This is a genomic window from Pseudomonas sp. WS 5532 (genome assembly GCF_012985445.1).
Classification (GTDB): domain Bacteria; phylum Pseudomonadota; class Gammaproteobacteria; order Pseudomonadales; family Pseudomonadaceae; genus Aquipseudomonas; species Aquipseudomonas edaphica.
The window spans coordinates 20845-41685 of record NZ_JAAQWK010000004.1; the positions used below are offsets into that span (position 1 = coordinate 20845).

Annotated in this window: 19 protein-coding genes; 8 read left to right on the top strand and 11 right to left on the bottom strand. The window is 59.9% G+C overall.

Annotated elements, in window-relative coordinates:
• Positions 1 to 189: 189 nt before the first annotated feature.
• Both uraH and HBO23_RS08920 read left to right on the top strand, forming a co-directional pair.
• The gene (gene uraH / locus HBO23_RS08915; protein WP_017137845.1) at positions 190 to 543 is read left to right on the top strand and encodes a hydroxyisourate hydrolase; all 354 of its coding nucleotides are present in this window, start codon (positions 190 to 192) and stop codon (positions 541 to 543) included.
• A gap of 163 nt (positions 544 to 706) precedes the next feature.
• Complete coding sequence (locus HBO23_RS08920) at positions 707 to 5941, top strand: DUF6543 domain-containing protein (protein WP_170037780.1); 5235 nt, start codon at positions 707 to 709, stop codon at positions 5939 to 5941.
• Here the strand turns inward: HBO23_RS08920 and HBO23_RS08925 are convergent.
• The 3 genes from HBO23_RS08925 to HBO23_RS08935 all read right to left on the bottom strand — a co-directional run bounded on the left by HBO23_RS08925 (position 5931) and on the right by HBO23_RS08935 (position 8789).
• Positions 5931 to 6557, bottom strand: a complete 627-nt coding sequence (locus tag HBO23_RS08925; RefSeq protein ID WP_170037782.1) for a LysE family translocator — start codon at positions 6555 to 6557, stop codon at positions 5931 to 5933. The two genes, HBO23_RS08920 and HBO23_RS08925, sit on opposite strands and share 11 nt — an antisense overlap.
• Before the next feature lie 65 nt (positions 6558 to 6622).
• Positions 6623 to 7969 (bottom strand): NCS2 family permease, encoded by a 1347-nt coding sequence (locus tag HBO23_RS08930; protein ID WP_017137842.1) that lies wholly within the window; start codon positions 7967 to 7969, stop codon positions 6623 to 6625.
• A 385-nt stretch (positions 7970 to 8354) separates the two neighbouring features.
• Positions 8355 to 8789, bottom strand: a complete 435-nt coding sequence (locus HBO23_RS08935) for a MarR family transcriptional regulator (RefSeq protein ID WP_170037784.1) — start codon at positions 8787 to 8789, stop codon at positions 8355 to 8357.
• A gap of 81 nt (positions 8790 to 8870) precedes the next feature.
• Between HBO23_RS08935 and HBO23_RS08940 the strand changes: the two genes are divergently transcribed.
• Together HBO23_RS08940 and HBO23_RS08945 are read left to right on the top strand one after the other, a co-directional pair.
• Positions 8871 to 10037 (top strand): PLP-dependent aminotransferase family protein, encoded by a 1167-nt coding sequence (locus HBO23_RS08940; RefSeq protein WP_099548915.1) that lies wholly within the window; start codon positions 8871 to 8873, stop codon positions 10035 to 10037.
• Between the two features lie 10 nt (positions 10038 to 10047).
• The gene (locus HBO23_RS08945) at positions 10048 to 10650 is read left to right on the top strand and encodes a glutathione S-transferase family protein (protein ID WP_170037786.1); all 603 of its coding nucleotides are present in this window, start codon (positions 10048 to 10050) and stop codon (positions 10648 to 10650) included.
• A 152-nt stretch (positions 10651 to 10802) separates the two neighbouring features.
• On the opposite strand, the gene HBO23_RS08950 is transcribed toward HBO23_RS08945, so the two are convergent.
• The gene (locus HBO23_RS08950) at positions 10803 to 11699 is read right to left on the bottom strand and encodes a LysR family transcriptional regulator (RefSeq protein WP_099548916.1); all 897 of its coding nucleotides are present in this window, start codon (positions 11697 to 11699) and stop codon (positions 10803 to 10805) included.
• A 111-nt stretch (positions 11700 to 11810) separates the two neighbouring features.
• On the opposite strand from HBO23_RS08950, the gene HBO23_RS08955 reads away from it, so the two are divergent.
• Genes HBO23_RS08955 through HBO23_RS08965 form a run of 3 tightly spaced genes read left to right on the top strand, consistent with a single transcriptional unit; the run spans position 11811 to position 14738 of the window.
• Positions 11811 to 13103: a citrate:proton symporter gene (locus HBO23_RS08955; RefSeq protein WP_099548917.1), complete on the top strand. Its 1293-nt coding sequence runs from the start codon at positions 11811 to 11813 to the stop codon at positions 13101 to 13103.
• A gap of 1 nt (position 13104) precedes the next feature.
• A complete protein-coding gene (locus HBO23_RS08960) occupies positions 13105 to 14427 on the top strand; it encodes an acyclic terpene utilization AtuA family protein (protein WP_170037788.1) in 1323 nt (440 codons plus the stop codon).
• Positions 14424 to 14738, top strand: a complete 315-nt coding sequence (locus tag HBO23_RS08965; RefSeq protein ID WP_017137835.1) for a hypothetical protein — start codon at positions 14424 to 14426, stop codon at positions 14736 to 14738. Before HBO23_RS08960 ends, HBO23_RS08965 begins: the two co-directional genes overlap by 4 nt.
• 170 nt (positions 14739 to 14908) lie before the next feature.
• Here the strand turns inward: HBO23_RS08965 and HBO23_RS08970 are convergent, their stop codons facing one another.
• The 5 genes from HBO23_RS08970 to HBO23_RS08990 form a co-directional block, all read right to left on the bottom strand.
• Complete coding sequence (locus HBO23_RS08970; RefSeq protein WP_017137834.1) at positions 14909 to 15280, bottom strand: glutathione S-transferase N-terminal domain-containing protein; 372 nt, start codon at positions 15278 to 15280, stop codon at positions 14909 to 14911.
• Positions 15281 to 15382: 102 nt separating this feature from the next.
• Positions 15383 to 15928, bottom strand: coding sequence for a GTP cyclohydrolase I FolE (folE, locus tag HBO23_RS08975; RefSeq protein ID WP_003442011.1), 546 nt, complete (start codon positions 15926 to 15928; stop codon positions 15383 to 15385).
• A 78-nt stretch (positions 15929 to 16006) separates the two neighbouring features.
• Positions 16007 to 16564, bottom strand: a complete 558-nt coding sequence (locus HBO23_RS08980; protein WP_017137833.1) for a Smr/MutS family protein — start codon at positions 16562 to 16564, stop codon at positions 16007 to 16009.
• A 75-nt stretch (positions 16565 to 16639) separates the two neighbouring features.
• A complete protein-coding gene (locus HBO23_RS08985) occupies positions 16640 to 16960 on the bottom strand; it encodes a hypothetical protein (protein ID WP_056861118.1) in 321 nt (106 codons plus the stop codon).
• A 136-nt stretch (positions 16961 to 17096) separates the two neighbouring features.
• Positions 17097 to 17687 carry a cysteine hydrolase family protein gene (locus HBO23_RS08990; RefSeq protein ID WP_017137831.1) on the bottom strand — a complete coding sequence of 197 codons (591 nt, stop codon included), beginning with the start codon at positions 17685 to 17687 and terminating at the stop codon, positions 17097 to 17099.
• A 239-nt stretch (positions 17688 to 17926) separates the two neighbouring features.
• Here HBO23_RS08990 and prmB point away from each other — a divergent pair, with 239 nt between their 5' ends.
• The gene (prmB, locus tag HBO23_RS08995) at positions 17927 to 18835 is read left to right on the top strand and encodes a 50S ribosomal protein L3 N(5)-glutamine methyltransferase (protein WP_017137830.1); all 909 of its coding nucleotides are present in this window, start codon (positions 17927 to 17929) and stop codon (positions 18833 to 18835) included.
• 77 nt (positions 18836 to 18912) lie between these two features.
• On the opposite strand, the gene HBO23_RS09000 is transcribed toward prmB, so the two are convergent.
• Together HBO23_RS09000 and HBO23_RS09005 are read right to left on the bottom strand one after the other, a co-directional pair.
• Positions 18913 to 19719, bottom strand: coding sequence for a hypothetical protein (locus HBO23_RS09000; protein WP_138452752.1), 807 nt, complete (start codon positions 19717 to 19719; stop codon positions 18913 to 18915).
• A 99-nt stretch (positions 19720 to 19818) separates the two neighbouring features.
• Complete coding sequence (locus tag HBO23_RS09005; protein ID WP_170037790.1) at positions 19819 to 20781, bottom strand: alpha/beta fold hydrolase; 963 nt, start codon at positions 20779 to 20781, stop codon at positions 19819 to 19821.
• Positions 20782 to 20841 lie beyond the last annotated feature (60 nt).

Consider the following 20841-nt stretch of genomic DNA (forward strand, 5'->3'; position numbering starts at 1 on the left):
TCGTTTAAAAGCAAGGTTTACTTACGAATTGACTCATCGAGCAACACCGACGGGAAGATCCAAAGCTTTGTGATTTTTATTGTGTACAATTTTTTTAAAAAGTGTCTTAATCAGCCATCGCCGGCTTTTTCGATGCCCTGAAAAAGTGCAGGTTTCTCTTTTACTGACTTCAGGAGGCGCGAAGACGCCATGGGACGTTTGACCACACACGTTTTGGACGCCGCACACGGCTGCCCCGGCAGCAATATCAAGGTCGAGCTGTACCGCGTCGACGGCGCGCAGCTGGAACGGGTTGCCACTGCCACCACCAACAGCGACGGCCGTTGCGATGCGCCGCTGCTGCAAGGTGACGACTACCGCAGTGGTGTTTACCAACTGCAATTCAGCGCCGGCGACTACTACCGCGCCCGTGGTGTGCAATTGCCGGAACCGGCGTTTCTCGACGTCGTCGTGCTGCGTTTTGGCATCAGCGCCGAACAGGATCACTACCATGTGCCTTTACTGATTTCGCCTTACAGCTACTCCACCTATCGCGGTAGCTGAGTCGTCACCTCGCTTCACACCCCCAAAGCTCTTCGTTGGTTTTTTGCCCGCCCACACTGCGGGCTTTTTTTATTCTGAATGGCTCACGGGCCGCCCAAGTATGTAACGCACCTGGGGCGGTCGAGGTACCTAGGCTCGGCTTTTCTGTATGGAACAGTCCGCCATGAGTACCGACACCACCGCCTGGTTGGCCGCTGAGGCTGCTGCGGCGCAAACGCTTAATTTTGATGACCCGCAAACCTCGGACGCGCAGCGTGATGCGGCGATTCGCACACTCCTGACCCGACGGCTAAACGCGGTCACGCAGCCCAGTCTTGAAATCAATCGCCTGTACGAAGCCCAAGCCAGGGCCAGAGAGGCGGTAAAACTCTTAAAAGACTTGATTGGGCGTGCGCCGAGAGTCTTGGGCATTATCCGGGGCGCATTACGCAAGGCCTTTGCGCTGGACCCCGATACGCTGTTGTTCACCGAGTTCCGGCCGCCGCCTTTGCCCCAGAAGGTCTACAGCCTGACCGAAAAAGGCTTGGCACTTCTCATTGATCCGGATGTGCCGCTGGACATTAACCAGTTCACTACATTGCGTATCAAGGACGAACCGGCACGGACGTTGCCGTTTACCGCTTGGGATGCGTTGGTACGTGTGAAGGGGTTGGCGCTGCTCGGTCAGGTTGAGAAGGCTGAACGAGACTATTGGCAGCAACTGGCCTATGGCTCCTGGCTGACGCGCAAGCAGCGTTGGGTCCAGTTACGAAAATCCTTGTTCGCCGAGCATGCACTGCTGGCCCATCGCGTTTACCAGCTCTCGGACCGCGGCTATGCCATGGTCCGTAAAGTCATGGAGATCCCCGGCGCCGATGCGCGCCGTCGCGCCGCAGGTGAGTGGGCGAATATTCAAGTGAGCAGGGTGGCGTGGCCTGGCACAAATCGGGCACTGGTTCCTGTGCCGGGCGCTTTGCATATTTATCGTGAAGGCATCGCGGGGGACACGCCCCATGTGATTTATCTGCCGGGTCTGATTCGGGAGTTTTACGAGTTCAGTTCCTGGTATCGAATGCAATGTGATTTGCCTGCGCTGGTCAACGGCCCTTTGAGCCAGGTGCTATGGCAGTGTTTGCCACTGCGCCGTTGGCATGAGCTGTGTAACACACCCAGTGTTACGCCTCAGGCGTTTACCCTTCAGCTTATTGGTGTACACCAGGAAGACGTGTTGCTTGCCAGTGCGACCGAGCTGCTGGAGGCGCAGTGGGATAACGAGGTGGCCTGTGCATTGTCAATCAACCCTGCGGCTGTGGGCGTTCAAGGTGTGGGGCAATTCAACGCTCCTGAGATGAAACGCTTCCTCAAATTCATCGAAAAAGGCCGTCGCCGGCTGGCATGCAGCCTCCTGCTGGGAAACAGCCTGGACGCCTTGCCGGAGTGGGATCATCAGCGCCGCAGCGGTGAGATTGTGTGTGCAAGTTTGACGCCGGACCTCGCCCTCAAGACCCGTGAAGCGCAACTCAAACGTTACGAAAAAGGCTTGATGGCCCTGCTGGATCCGACGGATGTGGGCAAAAGCACAGCACCCTATCAAGACTTTTTGAACCTCGATCAGCGATGGCAGGAACAAGTGAGCACCGTGAGTCAATTGGCCCATGCCCCGCACGAGCGCATGTTTGAAAAGGCGTTCTGGCTTGAACAGCCTTTGGGCACGTCTAATCGCGGCTCATTGGTGGGGACTGCCCTGCGCCGGGCTTTGCTTCTGGAAGCCCAGATGCAGCAACAGTTGAACCTGATGCCTTCCGTGCATCTGGAGCGATTGAATACGGTATTGAGTGAGTCTTGGGTGCCTGGCGACAGTGCTGCTGATACCTGTGTATTGCAAGTAACGGTCGGCAGTGAGTCCGGCCAGTTGTACCCGCTGCTGGGGGCTCTGCTCGTGACCACCCACCAGGCCCTGGCTCACCCGAGTGGCCCACACTCAGTATTGTTATACGTGACGGGTCTGTATGGCGGGCTTGTGCCCTTTGACAACGTGAACGCGTTCGCCAAGGGGCTTCAAGCCAGCCTGAAAAGCCGCGATGGCTCCGTGTTGTGGCGCTGCATCGAGCGTGATCACCGTGTGGCTGCGCGGGGCTGGATCCAGGCGTTGCCCAAGGATGCGCCATTGGTAGTGAGTTATGAGGCCATCAAGCGCACGATGCTCAAAGACTTGTTCATTAAGCTAATGCAACGTTACGCGGCGTTGAACAAACGTGTGGGCAGGGGTGTTCGGTTGTTCAGTGAGGTGAGCGATCCGCAGTTGAGCCGAATGTTACTGGCCCAGGAGTTGTTCGAGTGCCTGCAAGTACCCGCCAATGATGCTCGCACACTGGCCTTGGCCAATATCAACCTGTTGCAGATGGCAGCCACTCAGGCGAAAAAACTCCCCTCGTGGTTGGGCATTGCCTCAACCGGTAGTCGAAGACACTACAAACGATTGTTACGCCGTTACCTGATGAATGCCTTTGCGGTGGAGAACAAACTGTGGCGGGATTTACCGGACTTGGAGTCATTCGCCCGTAATGGCTTGATTGCGCGATTGACTCGGGACGGGTTTTACCCGCGACTGGATATCGACAAACCCCTGATAGATTTGCCCGATGATGTCAGCTCCCAATTGTGTGGCTGGTCGAGTCAGTGCGCAGTGGGCGATCGCGATACAAAAAAGGTCGTCAGCTCGCAGCGCACCACTTTCAGCCTGCTGCAATTAGCGTTGCATAACCTTGACCCCAAGGCACCCTGGACCCGCTGGCGATTAAATCGCGCACGCTGGCTGGACCCCGCCTGGAAAGAGCGCTTGAGCGTGCGTTACCTGATCAACACCCTGTCATCGCTCGATCTTGGGGGCGAGTACGACAAGCGGATCCTCAAGGCATTTTATCCGCCGACGTCTACTCCGGCCACGTCTCCTGGGCTCTCACAGGCTTTGGTCTATAGGGCTTTGCGACAACGCGCTCAGATGCAGCTGTATTCTGCGGTCCAGCAAGGTTTGAGTGATAAAGCGCAGCGTCTGTTTACCCTGGCGATGGCCGCTGGGTCGGCAAGTGACCTGAAAAAAGATGGGTTCGACGTAGAGTTGGCGGTTCTGCGCCTGATGGACGCAACCCCAGAACATGATCGGCACATTGCTGGCTTATTGTTCATTCATGACAGGTTATCAAAGCTCTGTGTGGTGTATTGGCCCATGGCTGCGGCAAGCCGGGTGATTGTTGCGTATGCCAGCCTGGACGAAGCAGAAAAGGCGTTGAATCTTATCGGCGCACTCCCCGAAAACCAGAAGGCGTTGGCGCGCCAGGTGGCGCCAGGCTGGGAGGCGCAGGCGCTGGCCGGCTACCCCGATAAAGACCCAGGGGTGCAACCCCGCAGGCCTCATTCGCTTGAGCCGGGTCAACCCGGTCTATATCGTTTTGTTGCCATGCTTGTGGAGTTTTTTTTGGCCCCGCACAAAAAACCGGCGGTGGACAATGAAAGCATCGAGGCATTGATCAAGGAGCAAATCGAGTCGCAGCCTGAACATTGGTTAGCGGCTGCGCCCACCACCTGTGGCAATGCCATGGCGTTGTTGGCCCACGCTAAGGTGTTCGATCTGCAACGGCGTACCCAAGCCCAATCCCAGTCTTCCCAGGCGCTGGAGCAATACCGCGAGCAGCGTTTGGGGGAGCAGCACGACGCGACGATTCGCGGGCTGCTGGGCTTTGTCCCGGTACTGGGTGTTGGCATCAGCCTGTATGAAATGCTGCTTGCAGCGCGGCGCTATCATTACAGCGGGTCTGCCCATGATGCTGTGGATGTGGCGTTCTTGACGATGCTTGCGTTCTTCGACGTGCTGACATCCTTTGGCCCTTCCGCGAAAGGCGCGCGCGTGTCGCGTGTCGCTTTAGGCCGCTTGCATCGCCATCAAGGGGTCACGCTCGGTACCCGCGCAGGCCTGAAACCGTCACCGATCAAGCCACGTCACCTGCTGGAACACTTCCAGTCCCCTGATGGACTGGATGGGGCCATTGAGTTGGCGGGGCCGGGCGCTAAAGGGCGGTACGCGAAAGATGGCCGGCAGTTTATTCGTGAGGGTAAAGATATTTACCCGGTATATCAGCGTGAGAACGAATGGGGACTGCGACTGAAAAAGAGCCAGGGAGAAGGGCAAGATGAACTGATTTTACACATCGAGCAGCCCCACGAATGGCAGTTAGGGGCCGATGCACCGGTGCCCGGGCCGAGTTCAGGCGTATGGCAACCTTGGGCACCCACCAGAAGCGCAGCGGATTGGTCACCGCCTTCGCGTACGGGCCTGGAAGCGAACTTGCGCGCGTTGCCTGTGCCCACCAGTTCCTGGCAGGCGTGGGGTTTTCGGCGCAGTGACGCACTGATCGAAGTACCGCCCCTGGGCCGCAATATATACCGGGTGGCTGCAACGCCGGGTGCGGCGGCCTTTGATCTCTTGCGACTAGGGCCTGATTACTATCGGTTGTTGCCCCAGGGTACAAGCGCGTCGTCTTCGAGCATCGTCTTTATAATGAGAAACCAGGATGTTTCGTTCAGGGCATCCGTGGATATAGAGCGCTGGCTGGGCGTGGCTGCTGCTGAGCAGCCGATACCGGCGAGCCTGGGTGCCAATGGGCTGTGGACGCCCCATCAAGTGCTGTTTAATGAACGTCTGGACGTCACGGTGGGGCGGGCGTTTCCTGCTATGACCCCGGGCAGCAGGCGGTTTGTCGCCGACCGGCTCACTGAGTTGGCGGACACCGGCCCCAGGGTGACGGCCACGCACTTACTCAATATCAGGGCGACACTCGACCGTTGGACGGCCCCGGGAAACCCGGACCGCCTGCCCGATCTGCTGAGAATGCTACGGCCTGCGGGCGAGCCGGGTGCCCTCACCATTAACATAGGGATCGATGGGGTAGCGCCGGGAGGCACGCGGCTGGATTTCACGCCGCCCTTACACCTTGATCCCTCGTTGCTCAGGCGCAGCCGCGGCAACGGCGTACTTCGTTCGCGAGCTGTTCACACAGCCGTCAGGCAGATACTCGAAAGATATGGATTCACCGTCAGGAGCATTCCAAGGCGGCATGGCGGGGCCAGTACGAGGGACTTTTACTGCACCCATCCGCATTCGAGTTCGGTTTACTTTGTGCTGAATAATTGGGTCGATAATCGCAACGTCAGCCTGCGTTCCAGGGTGGCCCCGCAGCTCTCCGAGGCTTGGTTTCGCGAGCGTATCGGTTCGCAGTCGCCATTCTCGGCGGAGTTTGCCGCCATTGATCAAGCCATGACACAAAACCGTCTGGTTCGGATCGTTGCAGGCATTCAGTGGCAAGTTCGTTATGGAGAGCCCGCCAGTGTGTATTTTGCCAAAGTCGCGCCGTTTAACCCTTGAGCAGCGCTGCGGTTGCCGCCCCGCCAAATAGCGTGGCACTGACGCGATTGAACCAGCTCTGGCCCGCGCCGCTGCGCAGGTAACGCGCGGCACCGTGGGCGCCGAGGCCGTAAGCCAGCTTGCAGAGCAAGTCGAGTACGGTCCAGGTCGCGATCATGATCAGCAGTTGCGGCAGAAACGGCTGCTCGCTACTGAGGAACTGCGGCAGGAAGGCGGCGAAGAACAGGATGTCCTTGGGGTTGCTGGCGCCGAGCACAAAGGCCCGGCCGAACAGTGCGCGAAAACGCGGCACCGCCGGCGCCTGCGGTACCTCGGCGCCATGGGTTGGCAGGCGAGATTGCTGCCAGCTCTGCCAGGCCAGATAGAACAGGTACAGCGCGCCGATGATTTTCAAGGCGCTGAACAACTGCTCGGACGCCAGCAACAACGCACCCAGGCCGAGGGCCGAGGCGCTCAACAGACAGATCGAGGCAAACACCCCGCCCAGGAACGCCGGGTACGAACGGCGCAGGCCGTAGTTGAGGCTGTTGCTGATCATCAACAGCGACAACGGCCCGGGGATCAGGATCACCACCAGTGCCGCACCACTGAACAACAGCCAGGTATCCAGGTTCATCTACATTTCTCCCTCTATGCAAAAGCCCCACCCGAAGGTGAGGCGGTTTTTCAGCCGTCCCCGAACTACAGGAAGATGAACTTGGCGATAAAGATCGCGCACAGCACCCACAGGCTGACAGAAATCTCACGGTACTTGCCGGTGCCTGCCTTGAGCGCCACGTAAGTGATAAAGCCCAAGGCAATCCCGTCGGCGACCGAGAAGGTCAACGGCATCATGATCGCGGTGACAATCGCCGGAATGCTGTCGGTGGCCTCATCCCAGTTGATATGGGCCATGCTCGCCATCATCAGCATCGCCACGTAAATCAGCGCGCCGGCGGTGGCATACGCCGGAATCATTCCCGCCAGTGGCGCAAAAAACATCGCGGCCACAAACAGGATGCCCACGGTCACGGCGGTCAGCCCGGTGCGACCACCTGCGGCCACACCGGCAGCGCTTTCCACATAGCTGGTCACCGGCGGCACACCGACCATGGCGCCAAACACGCTGGAGGCACTGTCGGCTTTAAGCGCGCGGGACAGGTTATCGATCTTGCCGTCGGCGTTGACCAGTCCGGCCCGTTGCGCGACGCCCATCAGTGTACCTGCGGTGTCGAACATGTGTACAAAAAGAAAAGCAAATACCACACTTATCATGCTTACATTGAATACACCTTTTATGTCCATGGCCATCCATGTCGGCGCCAGGCTCGGTGGGGTTGAGAGAATGCCGTTGTAGTGCACCAGGCCCAGGCCCCAACCGGCGAGGGTCACGGCGATGATGCTGATCAGGATCGCGCCGAATACCCGGTGATAGCTGAGGATCGCAATCAACAGGAAGCACACGGCCGCCAGCAATGGCGCAGGCTCGTGCAGCGAACCGAGCTTGATCAAGGTGGCCGGGCTGTCGACGATAATGCCGGCGGTCTTCAGGCCGATCACCCCAAGGAACAAACCGACGCCTGCGCCCATGGCATGACGCAAGCTCACAGGGATGCTGTTGAGCAGCCATTCACGCACGCGCGACAGTGTCAGGCCCATGAACAGCACGCCGGAAATAAACACTGCGCCCAGCGCGGTTTCCCAGTGGTAGCCCATGGTGCCGACCACGGTGTAGGTGAAAAACGCATTCAGGCCCATACCCGGTGCCAAACCTACCGGCCAGTTGGCGTACAGCCCCATCAGCAGGCAGCCCAGCGCGGCGGCGATGCAGGTGGCGACGAACGCCGCACCGTGATCGATACCGGCGTCGGCCATGATGTTGGGGTTGACGAAGATGATATAGGCCATGGTGATAAAGGTGGTGAGGCCGGCAATCAGTTCGGTTCTCACTGTGGTGCCATGCAAGCGCAGTTTGAACAGGCGTTCCAGCCAGCCGCCTTGCGGTGGGGCGAGGTCCAGCGTAGGGGCTTCGGTTTTTTGGCTATCCACAGCAAGTACTCCTCAAGAGTTTTATTGTTATTTCCAGCGCCGGTCACAGAGGTGGGCAGCAGCGCTTTGAGGTACTGGCGGGTTTTGTTGACCAATAGGTCAGGAACTCGCACGAAGCGAATTATGCTTTTGTATACAAATAAAGCAAATAATGTTTTCTATTTTGTTTGCGAAAGGGGATGAAAGGCTGATGCCGGCGCGATTTATCGGGTTGCGCAGGGCAAAGTTGTTGTGGCGAGCAGGCTTGCCCTGCGTTGGGCTGCGTAGCGGCCCCCAAACCTGCCAATGGATTCTCGCTGAAGCCCCGCGATGACTGTCTCAGGGCCGCTTCGCGTCCCAACGCAGGGCAAGCCTGCTCGCCACAACAAGCTCGCTCGGCATAGGGTTAAAGTTGGCCGGCGAGGGCCTGGTTCACGGCTAGCCAGCCTGCCACGGCGTCTTCACCGGCTTCACTGAACGCACGCTGCAACAGCTTCACCTGCTCGCGGCGTAGTGACTGCTCAAAACGTTGGCCTTCTTCAGTCAGTTCCAACAGGCGTTTGCGCTTGTCGGCCTCGGAGGCAACGCTGTCGACCAAGTGCATTTCCTGCAATTGGCGCAATGGCATGTTCAGCGCCTGCTTGCTCACCCCAAGCAACTCCAGCAGCTGCTTCACGCTCAAGGCGGGGTAACGCGCGATAAAAAATACGATGCGCTGATGCACGCGGCTCAGGCCGCGGCGCTCGAGCATTTCGTCGGCCTTGGCGGTAAAAGCCTGGTAGCCGAAGAAAAAGGCTTCCATGGCTTGTTGTTGGCTGCCCTGGTTTTTAAGGTCAAGCATATTGACGTATCCACGCGAGTCGTCGTAATTTCGGTCAACCAGTTTGACGTATTTGCCCCCGACTTCGCTACCGGTGACCCTATGGCCTTCTCTGAACGTGTTACGCGCCTCAAAAGCTCCTTGATCCGTGAAATTCTTGCGGCGGCCCAGCGCCCGCAAGTGATGTCGTTCGCCGGTGGCCTGCCCGCCGAAGCCATGTTGCCGGTACTGAATTGGGATGAACTGCCACTGAACATCGGCCAATACGGTATGAGCGAAGGCGAGCCGCAATTGCGTGAACTGCTCGCCGCCGAGGCCCGCGCCTTGGGCTTACCGTGCCAGGCCAGTCAGGTGCTGGTGGTCAGCGGCTCCCAGCAAACCCTCGACCTGGCGGCCAAGCTGTACATCGACAAGGGCACTGAAGTCTTGCTGGAAGGCCCGACCTACCTGGCCGCCTTGCAGATTTTCCAACTGTTCGGCGCCGATTGCCTCACCGTGCAACTGGAGGCCGACGGCCCGAACCTGGCTGCCCTGCGCGCCAGCCTCGAACGCCATCACCCGGCGTTCATCTACCTCATCCCGACCTTCCAGAACCCCTCGGCCGTGCGCTACAGCGAGGCCAAGCGCGCAGCCGTGGCCGCCTTGCTCGATGAATTCGGCGTAACCCTGATCGAAGACGAGCCCTACCGCGAGCTGACATTCGACGGCGCCAGTGCGCAGCCCATCGCCGGGCGGTTGAAAAAAGCCAGCTGGATCTACACCGGCACTGTATCCAAGACCCTGTTGCCGGGGTTGCGCGTCGGTTACCTGATCGCCAGCGAGGATTTGTTCCCGCACCTGCTCAAGCTCAAGCAATCGGCCGACCTGCACACCAACCGCATCGGCCAGTGGCAAGCGATGCAGTGGATCGGCACGCAAAAATACCAGCAACACCTGGCGCAGTTACGCGACTTTTACCGCGAGCGTCGCGATGCCTTTCAGTCGGCTCTGGAGCGCCACTTTGGCGACCTGGCCGACTGGCAAGTGCCTCAAGGTGGATTATTCTTCTGGCTGACCTTGAAACAACCCCTCGACACCCGCACCTTGTTGGCGCAAGCATTGGATCAGGACGTGGCGTTCATGCCCGGTGAACCGTTCTTTTCCGAGCCCGATCAACACTTGGGCTCGTTGCGCCTCAATTTCAGCCATATCGACCCGGCCCGTCTGGACGAAGGTCTCAAGCGCCTGGCCGCGGTGGTCCGTCAAGCACAGCACGCGCAAGCGGCATAAGGGGAGCCCCATGTACAAGGTTTATGGCGATTACAAGTCGGGCAACTGCTACAAGGTCAAATTGATGCTCAACCTGCTGGGCATCCCGTACCAATGGATCGATATCGACATCCTCAAGGGCGACACCCAGACTGCCGAGTTCCTGGCCAAGAACCCCAATGGCAAGATCCCGGTGCTGGAACTTGAAGACGGCACTTGCCTGTGGGAGTCCAACGCGATTCTCAACTTCCTGGCCGATGGCAGCGAATTTTTGCCGTCCGAGCCACGCCTGCGCACGCAAGTGTTGCAGTGGCAGTTTTTCGAGCAGTACAGCCACGAACCGTATATTGCGGTGGCGCGGTTTATCCAGTTTTACCTGGGCTTGCCCGCAGACCGTCTTGAGGAATACAAGAAGCTGCACAAAGGTGGCTACAAGGCCCTCAAGGTCATGGAGCGCCAACTGCAACTGACCCCGTATCTGGTGGGCGATCAATTCTCCATCGCCGATGTGGCGTTGTATGCCTATACCCATGTGGCCGAGGAGGGTGGGTTTGAGCTGGACGCTTATCCGGGTGTGCAGGCGTGGCTGGCGCGGGTGGCGAGCCATCCAAAACATGTAGCGATGCTTGATTGAGTTCACGCGGTCAAAAATGTGGGAGCTGGCTTGTGTGGGAGCTGGCTTGCCTGCGATAGCATCAACTCGGGGTAATAGATAAACCCAGGTGTCTGCATCGCAGGCAAGCCAGCTCCCACACAAGCCATATCCCACATTGATAGTGTCCAGTTTCAGTTCGATGTTGTGCCAGACAGCTCATCACTCAGCAGCTCAAAGCAACGCTGCGCCGCCGGGCTGAGGCCCATCCCGCTGCGACTGATCAACCCGATCTCGCGGTTCACGCCGGGATGGTCAATATTGATGCGCTTCAACCCCTCCAGGCTGTCCGCCGCCGACTCCGGCAACACGCTGATGCCCAGCCCCTGGCGCACCAACGCCAGTACCGTCGACATGTAGTTGGCTTCCATGCCGGCATTCATTGTCAGCCGTGTCTGATCAAACAACGCGTCCACCTGCTCACGCACACTGCTGTCGCGCCCGGTGAGGATGATCGGCTGGTCCGCCAATTGCTCCAAGGTCAGTTGGCGATGGTGGGCGAGGGGATGGCCCAGTGGCACAAACGCACACAACCGATCATTGAGCACCGGCAAAAATTCCAGGCCGTGGCTCAGCCGGGCACGCACGCCGATGCCAAAGTCCACCACGCCTTCGCGCACCTGTGCATGAATGCGATGAGCTACCAGGTCATGCAAACGTACTTCGATGCCGGCAAAGCGTTCGCGAAACAGGCGCAAGGCCGGCGGCAGGGCGCCGGCGCACACCGAGGGCAGTGCGGCGATGGTGACCACGCCGCGGCGCAGGGCGGCGAGGTCGCGCGAGCCAGTGACGATGTTGTCCAGGTCCAGCAACAGTTTTTCCATGGGGCCGCGCGCGTCTTCGCCTGCGGCGGTGATGCTTACGTGGCGCGGGCTGCGATCGAGCAGCGCGACGCCGAGCCAGTCTTCGAGTTGTTGCACCTGTACCGTCAGGGCTGAGGGCGACAAGTGCAACTCATTGGCGGCCTTGGTGAAACTGCCGGTGCGGGCTACGGCGAGAAAGGCTTGTATATGTTGGATGCTGTTCTTCATTTTGTTTTTCCGAACGTGCCAGGCCGAATATTCCAATTTACAAAGACTAACCCGCTTCCAATACTCCAGGGAAAACAATAACCGGCCACCAAGGCCGCTCTGGAGTAACCCATGCTCGCAACCCTGGGTGTCATCACCATCCTGTGCCTGCTCGCTGCCGTCATGAGCAAACGCCTGTCGCCACTGGTGGCGCTGATCGCCTTGCCGATCATCGCCGCACTGCTCGGCGGTTTCGGCCTGCAAACCAGCGCCTTTATCATTACCGGAATCAAGAACGTCGCCCCAGTGGTGGGCATGTTTGTGTTCGCGATTCTGTTTTTCGGGATCATGACCGACGCCGGTATGCTCGACCCGATCATTGATCGCATCCTGCGCACGGTCGGCACGCGTCCTACACGGATTGTGGTCGGCACCGCGACCCTCGCGCTGCTGGTGCACCTGGACGGCTCCGGGGCGGTGACGTTTCTGGTGACGGTGCCGGCGATGCTGCCGCTGTATACGCGGTTGGGCATCGACAAGCGCATCCTTGCGTGTGTCTGTGCCATGGCCGCCGGGGTCAATTTCCTGCCGTGGACCGGCCCGGTGCTGCGCTCGTCGGCGGCCTTGCATGTGCCGGTGGCCGACCTGTTCCAGCCGCTGATCCCGGTGCAGATCGTCGGCCTGGTCTTCGTGTTTGCCTGCGCCTGGTGGCTGGGCCGTCGTGAAGAAAAACGTCTGGGCCTGGGCGCCGGTTCCTCGGTGGAGGCGGTACCGCAACGGGTGCTCAGCGACGAGGACATCAAGCTACGGCGCCCACGGCTGTTCTGGGTCAACCTGTTGCTGACCGTGCTGGTAATGGTGGTGATGATTGCCGGCTGGGTCGACCCGGTGGTGATGTTTATGCTCGGCACCGTGGTGGCGCTGTGCATCAACTACCCGAATGTGGATGCCCAACGGGCGCGCATTGATGCCCATGCGAAAACCGCCCTGACCATGGCCAGTATCCTGCTCGCCGCTGGCGTGTTCACCGGCATCATGCAAGGCACTGGCATGCTCAAGGCGATTGCCGAGGTGGCGGTCGCACAGATTCCCGCCGGCCACGGCAAGTTGATCCCGGCGGTGGTGGGCTTTATTTCCATGCCGTTGAGCATGTTGTTTGACCCCGATTCCTACTATTTCGGCGTGATGCCGGTGATCGCCGAGGTCGGCAAAGCCCTGGGCGTCGACCCGCTGCAAGTGGCCCAGGCCTCGTTGCTGGGCGTACACACCACCGGTTTCCCGGTCAGCCCGCTGACGCCTGCGACCTTCCTGCTGGTGGGCCTGTGCAAGATCGAACTGGCCGATCACCAGCGCTTCACTATTCCGTTTCTGTTTGCTGCGTCGGTGTTGATGACCCTGACCGCATTGCTCCTGGGAGTGATTTGAGATGAAAACCTTGCGCATCGGTTCCGGCGCCGGCTACTCCGGCGACCGTATCGAGCCTGCCGTGGAACTGGCCGAACAGGGCGACCTGGATTACCTGGTGTTCGAATGCCTGGCCGAACGCACCATTGCCCTGGCGCAACAGGCGCGTATCAGCGACCCGCAGGGCGGTTACGACCCACTGCTGAGCGAGCGTATGCGCCGGGTGTTGCCATTTGTTGGCTTGAAGGGCCACCGTCGCCTGCGGGTAATTACCAATATGGGCGCGGCCAACCCCGTGGCGGCGGCCGTTGAAGTGCGGCGGGTTGCCAACGAACTGCGCCTGAACCTCAAGGTCGTGGCGGTGGTGGGCGATGACGTGTTGGAGGTTTTACAGCCCGGTTTTTGGCTGGATAACGGCCAGACCGTTGGCTCTTTGGGCGAGCGGCTGATATCCGCTAACGCCTACCTGGGCGTCGACGGCATCCTCGAAGCCTTGCGCGCCGATGCCGATGTGGTGATCACCGGGCGCGTGGCCGACCCGTCGCTGTTTTTGGCACCGCAGATGTTTGAGTTCGGCTGGGCTGCGGACGACTGGCAGCGGCTGGGGCGCGGCACGTTGGTCGGGCATTTGCTGGAATGCGCGGGCCAGGTCAGCGGCGGTTATTTTGCCGATCCCGGTTTCAAGGATGTGGATGAGCTGGCACGCCTGGGTTTCCCGTTGGCTGAAATCGATGCCGATGGCGAAGCTGTGATCACCAAGGTGGCGGGCTCAGGCGGGCAGGTCAGCCGTGCGACGTGCACCGAGCAGATGATCTACGAAGTACACGACCCGGCGGCTTATCTCACGCCGGACGTGACGGCAGACTTTTCTCAAGTGAGCTTTGTGGAGGAGGGCGTGGATCGCGTCCGTGTCCAAAACGCCAGTGGTCGCGCTCGGCCTGAACAGTTAAAGGTCAGCGTGGGTTACCTGGACGGATGGATCGGTGAAGGGCAGATGTCCTACGGCGGCCCAGGCGCGGTCGCACGGGCTGAGTTGGCGCGGGATATCGTACTCAAGCGCCTGGAACTGATGGGCGTAAAGATGCAAGAGCTACGCGCCGAGCTGATTGGCATGGATTCATTGCACGGCCCACGCAGCAGCGTCGAGCCCTGGGAAGTGCGTCTGCGCGTGGCCGCCCGTTGTGAAGATCGCAGCGAAGCGGTGCGGGTTGGCAATGAAGTGGAGACCCTCTACACCAATGGTCCGTCGGGCGGCGGCGGCGCGAGTAAAAGTGTGCGCCAGGTGGTGGCAGTAGCGTCGTTATTGCTGCCCCGCAGCGCGGTCAACCCGAGGATCGAAGCATGAAACTGCACACACTGGCCCATTCCCGTACCGGCGATAAGGGCGACACTTCGAACATATCGATCATCGCCTACCGCGCCGAGGATTATCCGTTGCTGTGCGAACAGCTCACGCCCGAGCGCGTCGCCACGTTTTTTGCCGGCTTGCGTGAGCCGGGCGCAGCGCCGGTGCGGCGTTATGAATTGCCCAACGTGCAGGCGCTGAACTTCGTGCTGCCGGGGATCCTGCGCGGCGGCGTGACCCGCTCGCTGGCGCTGGACGCCCATGGCAAGTGCCTGGGCTCGGCCTTATTGGATCTGGTAATACTGACTTAATTACACAGCCAAACAAATGTGGGAGCTGGCTTGCCTGCGATAGCATCAACTCAGTCTACCTGAATCACCGAGGTGCCTGCATCGCAGGCAAGCCAGCTCCCACACAAGCCAGCTCCCACACAAGCCAGCTCCCACACAAGCCAGCTCCCACTTGGGTTCTTCAGCGGCTGTCAGACGGCGGCAAACCGCTTGTCGAGGTAATCAATGATCACCTTGGAGTCATACATCCAGGTGGTCTGGCCATTCTCTTCGATACGCAGGCACGGCACTTTGATCTTGCCGCCTTGCTCCAGCAGGGTCTGGCGGTCCTGTTCGTTGTTTTTCGCGTCCTTGAGCGCCACCGGCACATTCAGGCGGTGCAGGGTGCGGCGAGTCTTCACGCAAAACGGGCAGGCGTGAAACTGATACAGCGTCAGTTCCTTGGCCGCCGCGTTGACCTGTGCCTGCTGCTCGGCAGAACGCTGCTTTTTGCGCGGGCGGGTCAGGAAGTCGCCCGCGATGATGATTTGGCCGAGACCCACTCGAAGTGCTTTGACGAACATGGCTGAAAACCTCTTGCCCATGAAGAAGGGGCCGCAGCTTACCTGAATTTCGCGGGCGAAAAAAAACCGGCGATGAACGCCGGCTTTTCCTTACGCAGCCTGTTACTTGATCAGGCTGAGGAATTCGCTGCGGGTGGCCGCGTTTTCGCGGAACTCACCCAGCATCACCGAAGTGATCATCGACGAATTCTGTTTCTCCACACCGCGCATCATCATGCACATGTGCTTGGCTTCGATCACCACCGCCACGCCCAGGGCGCCAGTCACTTGCATCACGGCATCGGCGATCTGGCGGCTGAGGTTTTCCTGGATCTGCAGGCGGCGCGCATACATGTCGACAATCCGCGCAACCTTCGACAGGCCCAGCACTTTGCCGCTTGGGATATACGCCACATGCGCCTTGCCGATAAACGGCAGCAGGTGGTGTTCGCACAGCGAGTACAACTCGATGTCCTTGACCAGCACCATTTCGCTGTTGTCGGAGCTGAACAAGGCACCGTTGGTGACTTCTTCCAGCGTCTGTTCATAGCCGCGGCAAAGGTACTGCATCGCCTTGGCGGCACGCTTTGGCGTGTCGAGCAGGCCCTCGCGGGAAACGTCCTCGCCGAGCTGGCCGAGGATCGCGGTGTAATTCTGTTCCAGGGACATGAAACTACCTGTGGGATTTTCGCAAAGCGCAAGGTTACGGTGGCGGGCACATCGCTGCAAGCCTGACGATGGCACTTGTTACTCGTCGCGCCCTTCCATCATGGTGCGCTTGAGCATCACATACACCGCACCGGCGCCGCCGTGGCGGGCCTGGCAGGAGGTAAAACCGAGTACCTGGGCATGCTGGCGCAGCCAGGTATTGACGTGGCTCTTGATCATGGGACGCTTGCCGTCCAGGCGCACGGCCTTGCCGTGGGTGACGCGCACGCAGCGGATTTCGAATTTGGTCGCTTCGGCCAGGAAGGCCCAAAGGGTTTCGCGGGCTTTTTCCACGTTCATGCCGTGCAGGTCGAGGCTGCCTTCGAACGGGATCTGGCCGATCTTGAGCTTGCGCATCTGGCTTTCCTGCACGCCGTCGCGAGCCCACATCAGCTCGTCTTCGGGGCCTACATCGATCACGAACTGGTCCGACAGGCCATCCACCGTGGTGGCGTCGGTGCGCACGGTCGCGGCCTGGCGCAACTTGGCGATCTGTGCCCGGTCGGCCTTGGGTTTACCGGTGTCGGCACGATCATGCTTGATCGGCTTGACGCCGCGCAGCTCGTTTTTGAACAGGGAAAAATCGTCGTCTTGCATGTCAGCCTCCGCGAAGGGCGGGCAGTTTACCTAAATCGCGGCGGCCAGGGCGCAGGAAACGCTATCCAAGCGCCATCAGTCGTGCTTTTTCATCAAGTGCGAAGCGATGTTCAGTGACAGCGGCTGACGCATTTTCCGACGGCTACGACGCCATAACCACACACCCAACCACAGCACCAGCAGTCCGATTACCAACAGGATAGCCGAACCGCCGGGGCTGGCATTCAACTCGCCAAGGGCCGGCGAATGACCAAACAGGCCGGCGCCACCAGCGCCGGCCAACAGCAAACCTACAATGGCCAGCAACGCGGCAAAGCCGGCTACCAGGCGCAGACGCCAATTGCTCGGGCCTTTGGGGCGCAAGCGACGAGCGTCAAAACCATCGGATATCTTCATTCCGACCTTTCCTCCAGGGTATCGGCCCTTCGACCGGAAGATACACAGGTTGTTCCGACAGCAGCGGTAAATGCGCCAAATGAGAGGGCTTTGCGGATGAGCGGGGCAATAAATACGCCGCTCATCTCAAGGGCGATCAGATCAGATCTTTGGTCAACGCGAGGGTGGCGAAGTTGTCGGCCATGATGGCCATTTCAGTTTGCTGTACGTGCTCGGCGCTCAGGATGCCACCTTTGTAAGGCAGGTCACGGGTGGCGCAGGCGTCTTCCACCAGGGTGCAGCGAAAGCCCAGGTTCTTGGCGGCGCGCACGCTGGTGCTGACACTGGAGTGGCTCATGAAACCGCAGACGATCAAGTCCAGGGAGCCGAGGTCTTGCAGGTGTTTCTCCAGGCCGGTGCCATGGAACGCGCTGGGCAGCAGTTTGCCGATGATGGTTTCATCGCCTTGGGGTTCCAGGCCAGGAATGAACTCGCCGCGCTCGCCCTGCGGGTCGAACAGGCCACCGACGGTGCCAAGGTGACGTACATGCACGATCGGGCGCCCGGCATTACGCGCGGCTGTCACAAGCTGCTTGATGTTGTCGACCGCCGCGTCCATGCCGGACAGGGCGAGTGGGCCGCTGAGGTATTCCTTCTGGGCGTCGATGATCACGAGGGTCGCATGGTTCAGGTTGGCTGCTGCGTAACCGCGACCGCTGAGTTGAAACATCGTCTTTGGAACGGACATTCTGGGGCTCCTGTGAGGGGGGCTTTTGTCACATTGTCCACTGGCTGAGCGGTTCTGTGAATCGCTACCATCGTAAGGTACGCCGTTGTTGACGTGCAGCCATGTCAAGAGGTGGGCTTGATCAGCGCAATGATGGCAATTTGAATGATTTCCGACAGATGGTGAAGGGTTTTCGTACATCGTCGGTACAGGCGAAGGCTGTTAGAATCGCCAGTCGTTTTTTCCAGGAGCTTGCCCCCGTGATTACCTCCCGCCTGCGCACGTTGCGCGACCACATCCGTTGGGCTGTCAGCCGTTTCCATGGGGAAGACCTGTTTTTCGGGCATGGCACCGACAATGCCTGGGACGAAGCCCGGCAATTGGTGCTCGGCGCCTTGCACCTGCCTTGGGAAATTGCCGACAGCTACCTGGACTGCAACCTCGAAGAAGAGGAAGTCGCCCATGTGCAGCGCTTGCTGCACAAGCGTATCCACGAGCGTGTCCCTACCGCCTACCTGTTGAAGGAAGCCTGGTTCTGCGGCATGTCGTTTATTGTCGATGAGCGCGTGTTGATCCCGCGTTCACCGATTGGCGAGTTGATCGAAAACCGCTTCGAGCCATGGCTGGCCCAGCCGCCGGCGCGCATTCTCGACCTGTGCACCGGCTCCGGTTGCATCGGCATCGCCTGTGCCTACGAGTTCCAGGACGCCGAAGTGGTGCTGGGCGACTTGTCCTTCGAAGCCTTGGAAGTGGCTAACCAGAACATTGAGCGTCATGGTGTCGATGAACGCGTCTACACCGTGCAGGGCGACGGCTTCGATGGCCTGCCGGGCCAGCGTTTTGACTTGATCGTGTCTAACCCGCCGTACGTGGATGCCGAAGACTTCGCCGACATGCCGGATGAGTACCAGCACGAGCCGGAACTGGGCCTGGCCTGCGGCGACGATGGTCTGAACCTGGTGCGACGCATGCTGGCCGAGGCCGCCGACCACCTGACCGAGAAGGGCTTGCTGATTGTTGAAGTCGGCAACAGCCAAGTGCACGTCGAAGCGCTGTACCCGGAAGTCGACTTTGCCTGGCTGGACTTCCAGCGCGGCGGGCATGGTGTGTTCATGCTGACGGCTGAACAGTGCCGGGAGCATCAGGCGGTGTTCGCGGCGCGGGTTTAACTTCATTCCACAATAGGAACGCGGTCAGTGTGGGAGCCGACAAGCCAGCTCCCACATTTGGAATGCATTCCAACCTTTCAGCGGTGTGTGGCAATCCAGATCAACAGCCCCGCCTGAAACACCGTAAACGCCACCAGGCACGTAATGGTAAAGCGCAGCCCACTGTCCTCGCGCTTGAACTTGGTGACCTTTTCTTCTTCCTTGCGCAGCTTCACTTCCTGCTCGGCCAGGTTCTGCTCGGCCTGCTGCAGCATTTGCGCAGCTTCGAGGATCTCCACGTACTGCACCTTCTCGGTGTTCCAGCTGTCCAGCACTTCGCTGACTTTGCCGGGTTGCACGTTCCCTTTGAGGTGCTGCACATCGGCGTAGGCCACATCAAAACCCTGGATGCGCAGGAAATGATCGCGACGCAGGCGCGTGGCTTCGTTGAGTGCATCCTTGTTGGCGAGGTCCACGCCGTCTACGCGGTAATGTGACCACTTCTTTTTCGCCCACGCGGCGGCCTGTGCCACCAGAAAGCGTCCCAGGCCACGGTTGGCCGGTTCAATTTCCAGGCTGTTACCCGGGCCGAAGTGCACACGGTGCGTCTCGTGATCGACCCAGATATCCAGGTGGTTCTGCTCGCGGCGCACACGTTGGCCGGGCAACTGGATCACCATGCGTAACAGGCTGTGTTTCTTGTCATGGCGTTCGGTATAGCCAAACTGTACGAACCGCAGCGGCCGTGCGCCGGTGGCACGATCAGTGGCCAGGGGCGCCAGGCGCAGCATCTTGAAGTGTTCGGCCTGAACGTCCGCCCACGGCAGGGCCGCGGCCTCGACAGCCTCGGGTTTTTCGGCCGGGGTGTCGGCGGTAGATTCGGGTGTTGCTTCGGTGGTAGTCATGCGGCGCGATCCTGTCCAAGCCCGGCGAGCCGACAGTCTTTTTACTGTCGACTCTGGGCTTATCGGCCGTTTTATTCAGGACTGGAGGCAAATAATCGCTTAACGGGGTTGAAGTCCGTCGATAAAGCGCACGATGCGTTGGCCCAGCTCGGCGGCGAGGGGCAGTTTGGGGTCGTTGTATGACTCAAGCTGTTCCTTTACATCCTTGGGCACGATGCGCATCACGTGGTTCATGCCTTGAATCACGCTCAGTTGTGCGTCGGGCTTGGCCGCTTGCAACTGCTGGGCATCCGCCACGCCAACCTGGATATCGTTGGTGCCCTGGATGATCAGAGCCGGCATGTTCAGTTTGGCGAAGGCGGCCGATGGGTCGGCACGAAACAGGCTGATCAGGTACGGCTGCACACTGGGGCGGAAAATGCCTTCCAGCGGGCGCGGTACATCGGCATCCACCTGGCCGGCCTTAAGGTGGTCGAGAATTTCATTGCTGCGCAGCAACAGGGCAGGGGGCAGATGATCGGCCAGTTGCTGGCGGATCACCTGGTCCACCGGCCGGGCGCTGCCGGACAGCGAAATAACCCCGGCCGGGTCGAGTTGCGGCGCGGCGAGGGTGGCGACCAGCGCACCTTCGCTATGGCCCAGCACGATCAACTGGCCCATGCGGCTGTCGGCCTTGAGCAGCTTGCCCCAGGCCACCGCATCGGCCACATAGGCGTCCAGGGTGAGGTTGCGTTCGTCGGGGGTGGCGGCCAGGCTCGCGGCCACGCCGCGTTTGTCGTAGCGCACGCTGGCGATGTTATTGCGCGCCAGCACCCAGGCCAGGCGCTTGAGGCTGTCGTTGCGCGTACCATCGGCGCTGTTGCCGTTGCGGTCGGTGGGGCCGGAGCCGGCGATGATCAGCACCACGGGCACCGGCTTGTCGGATTTTGGCAGCAGCAGCGAACCAAACAGCTCGCCGCTGCCGGTGTCCAGGCTGATCGGCCGTTGCAGCACGACGGGGGAGGCGGCGAAGCCAAGGCTGGAAAACAGGGTAAGGGTCAAAAGCAAAACTCGCAGCATCATCACGCCATCATCAGGAAGGTGCCGGTTGGACCAACGTCTACCGGTAAGGTTTCGAGGATG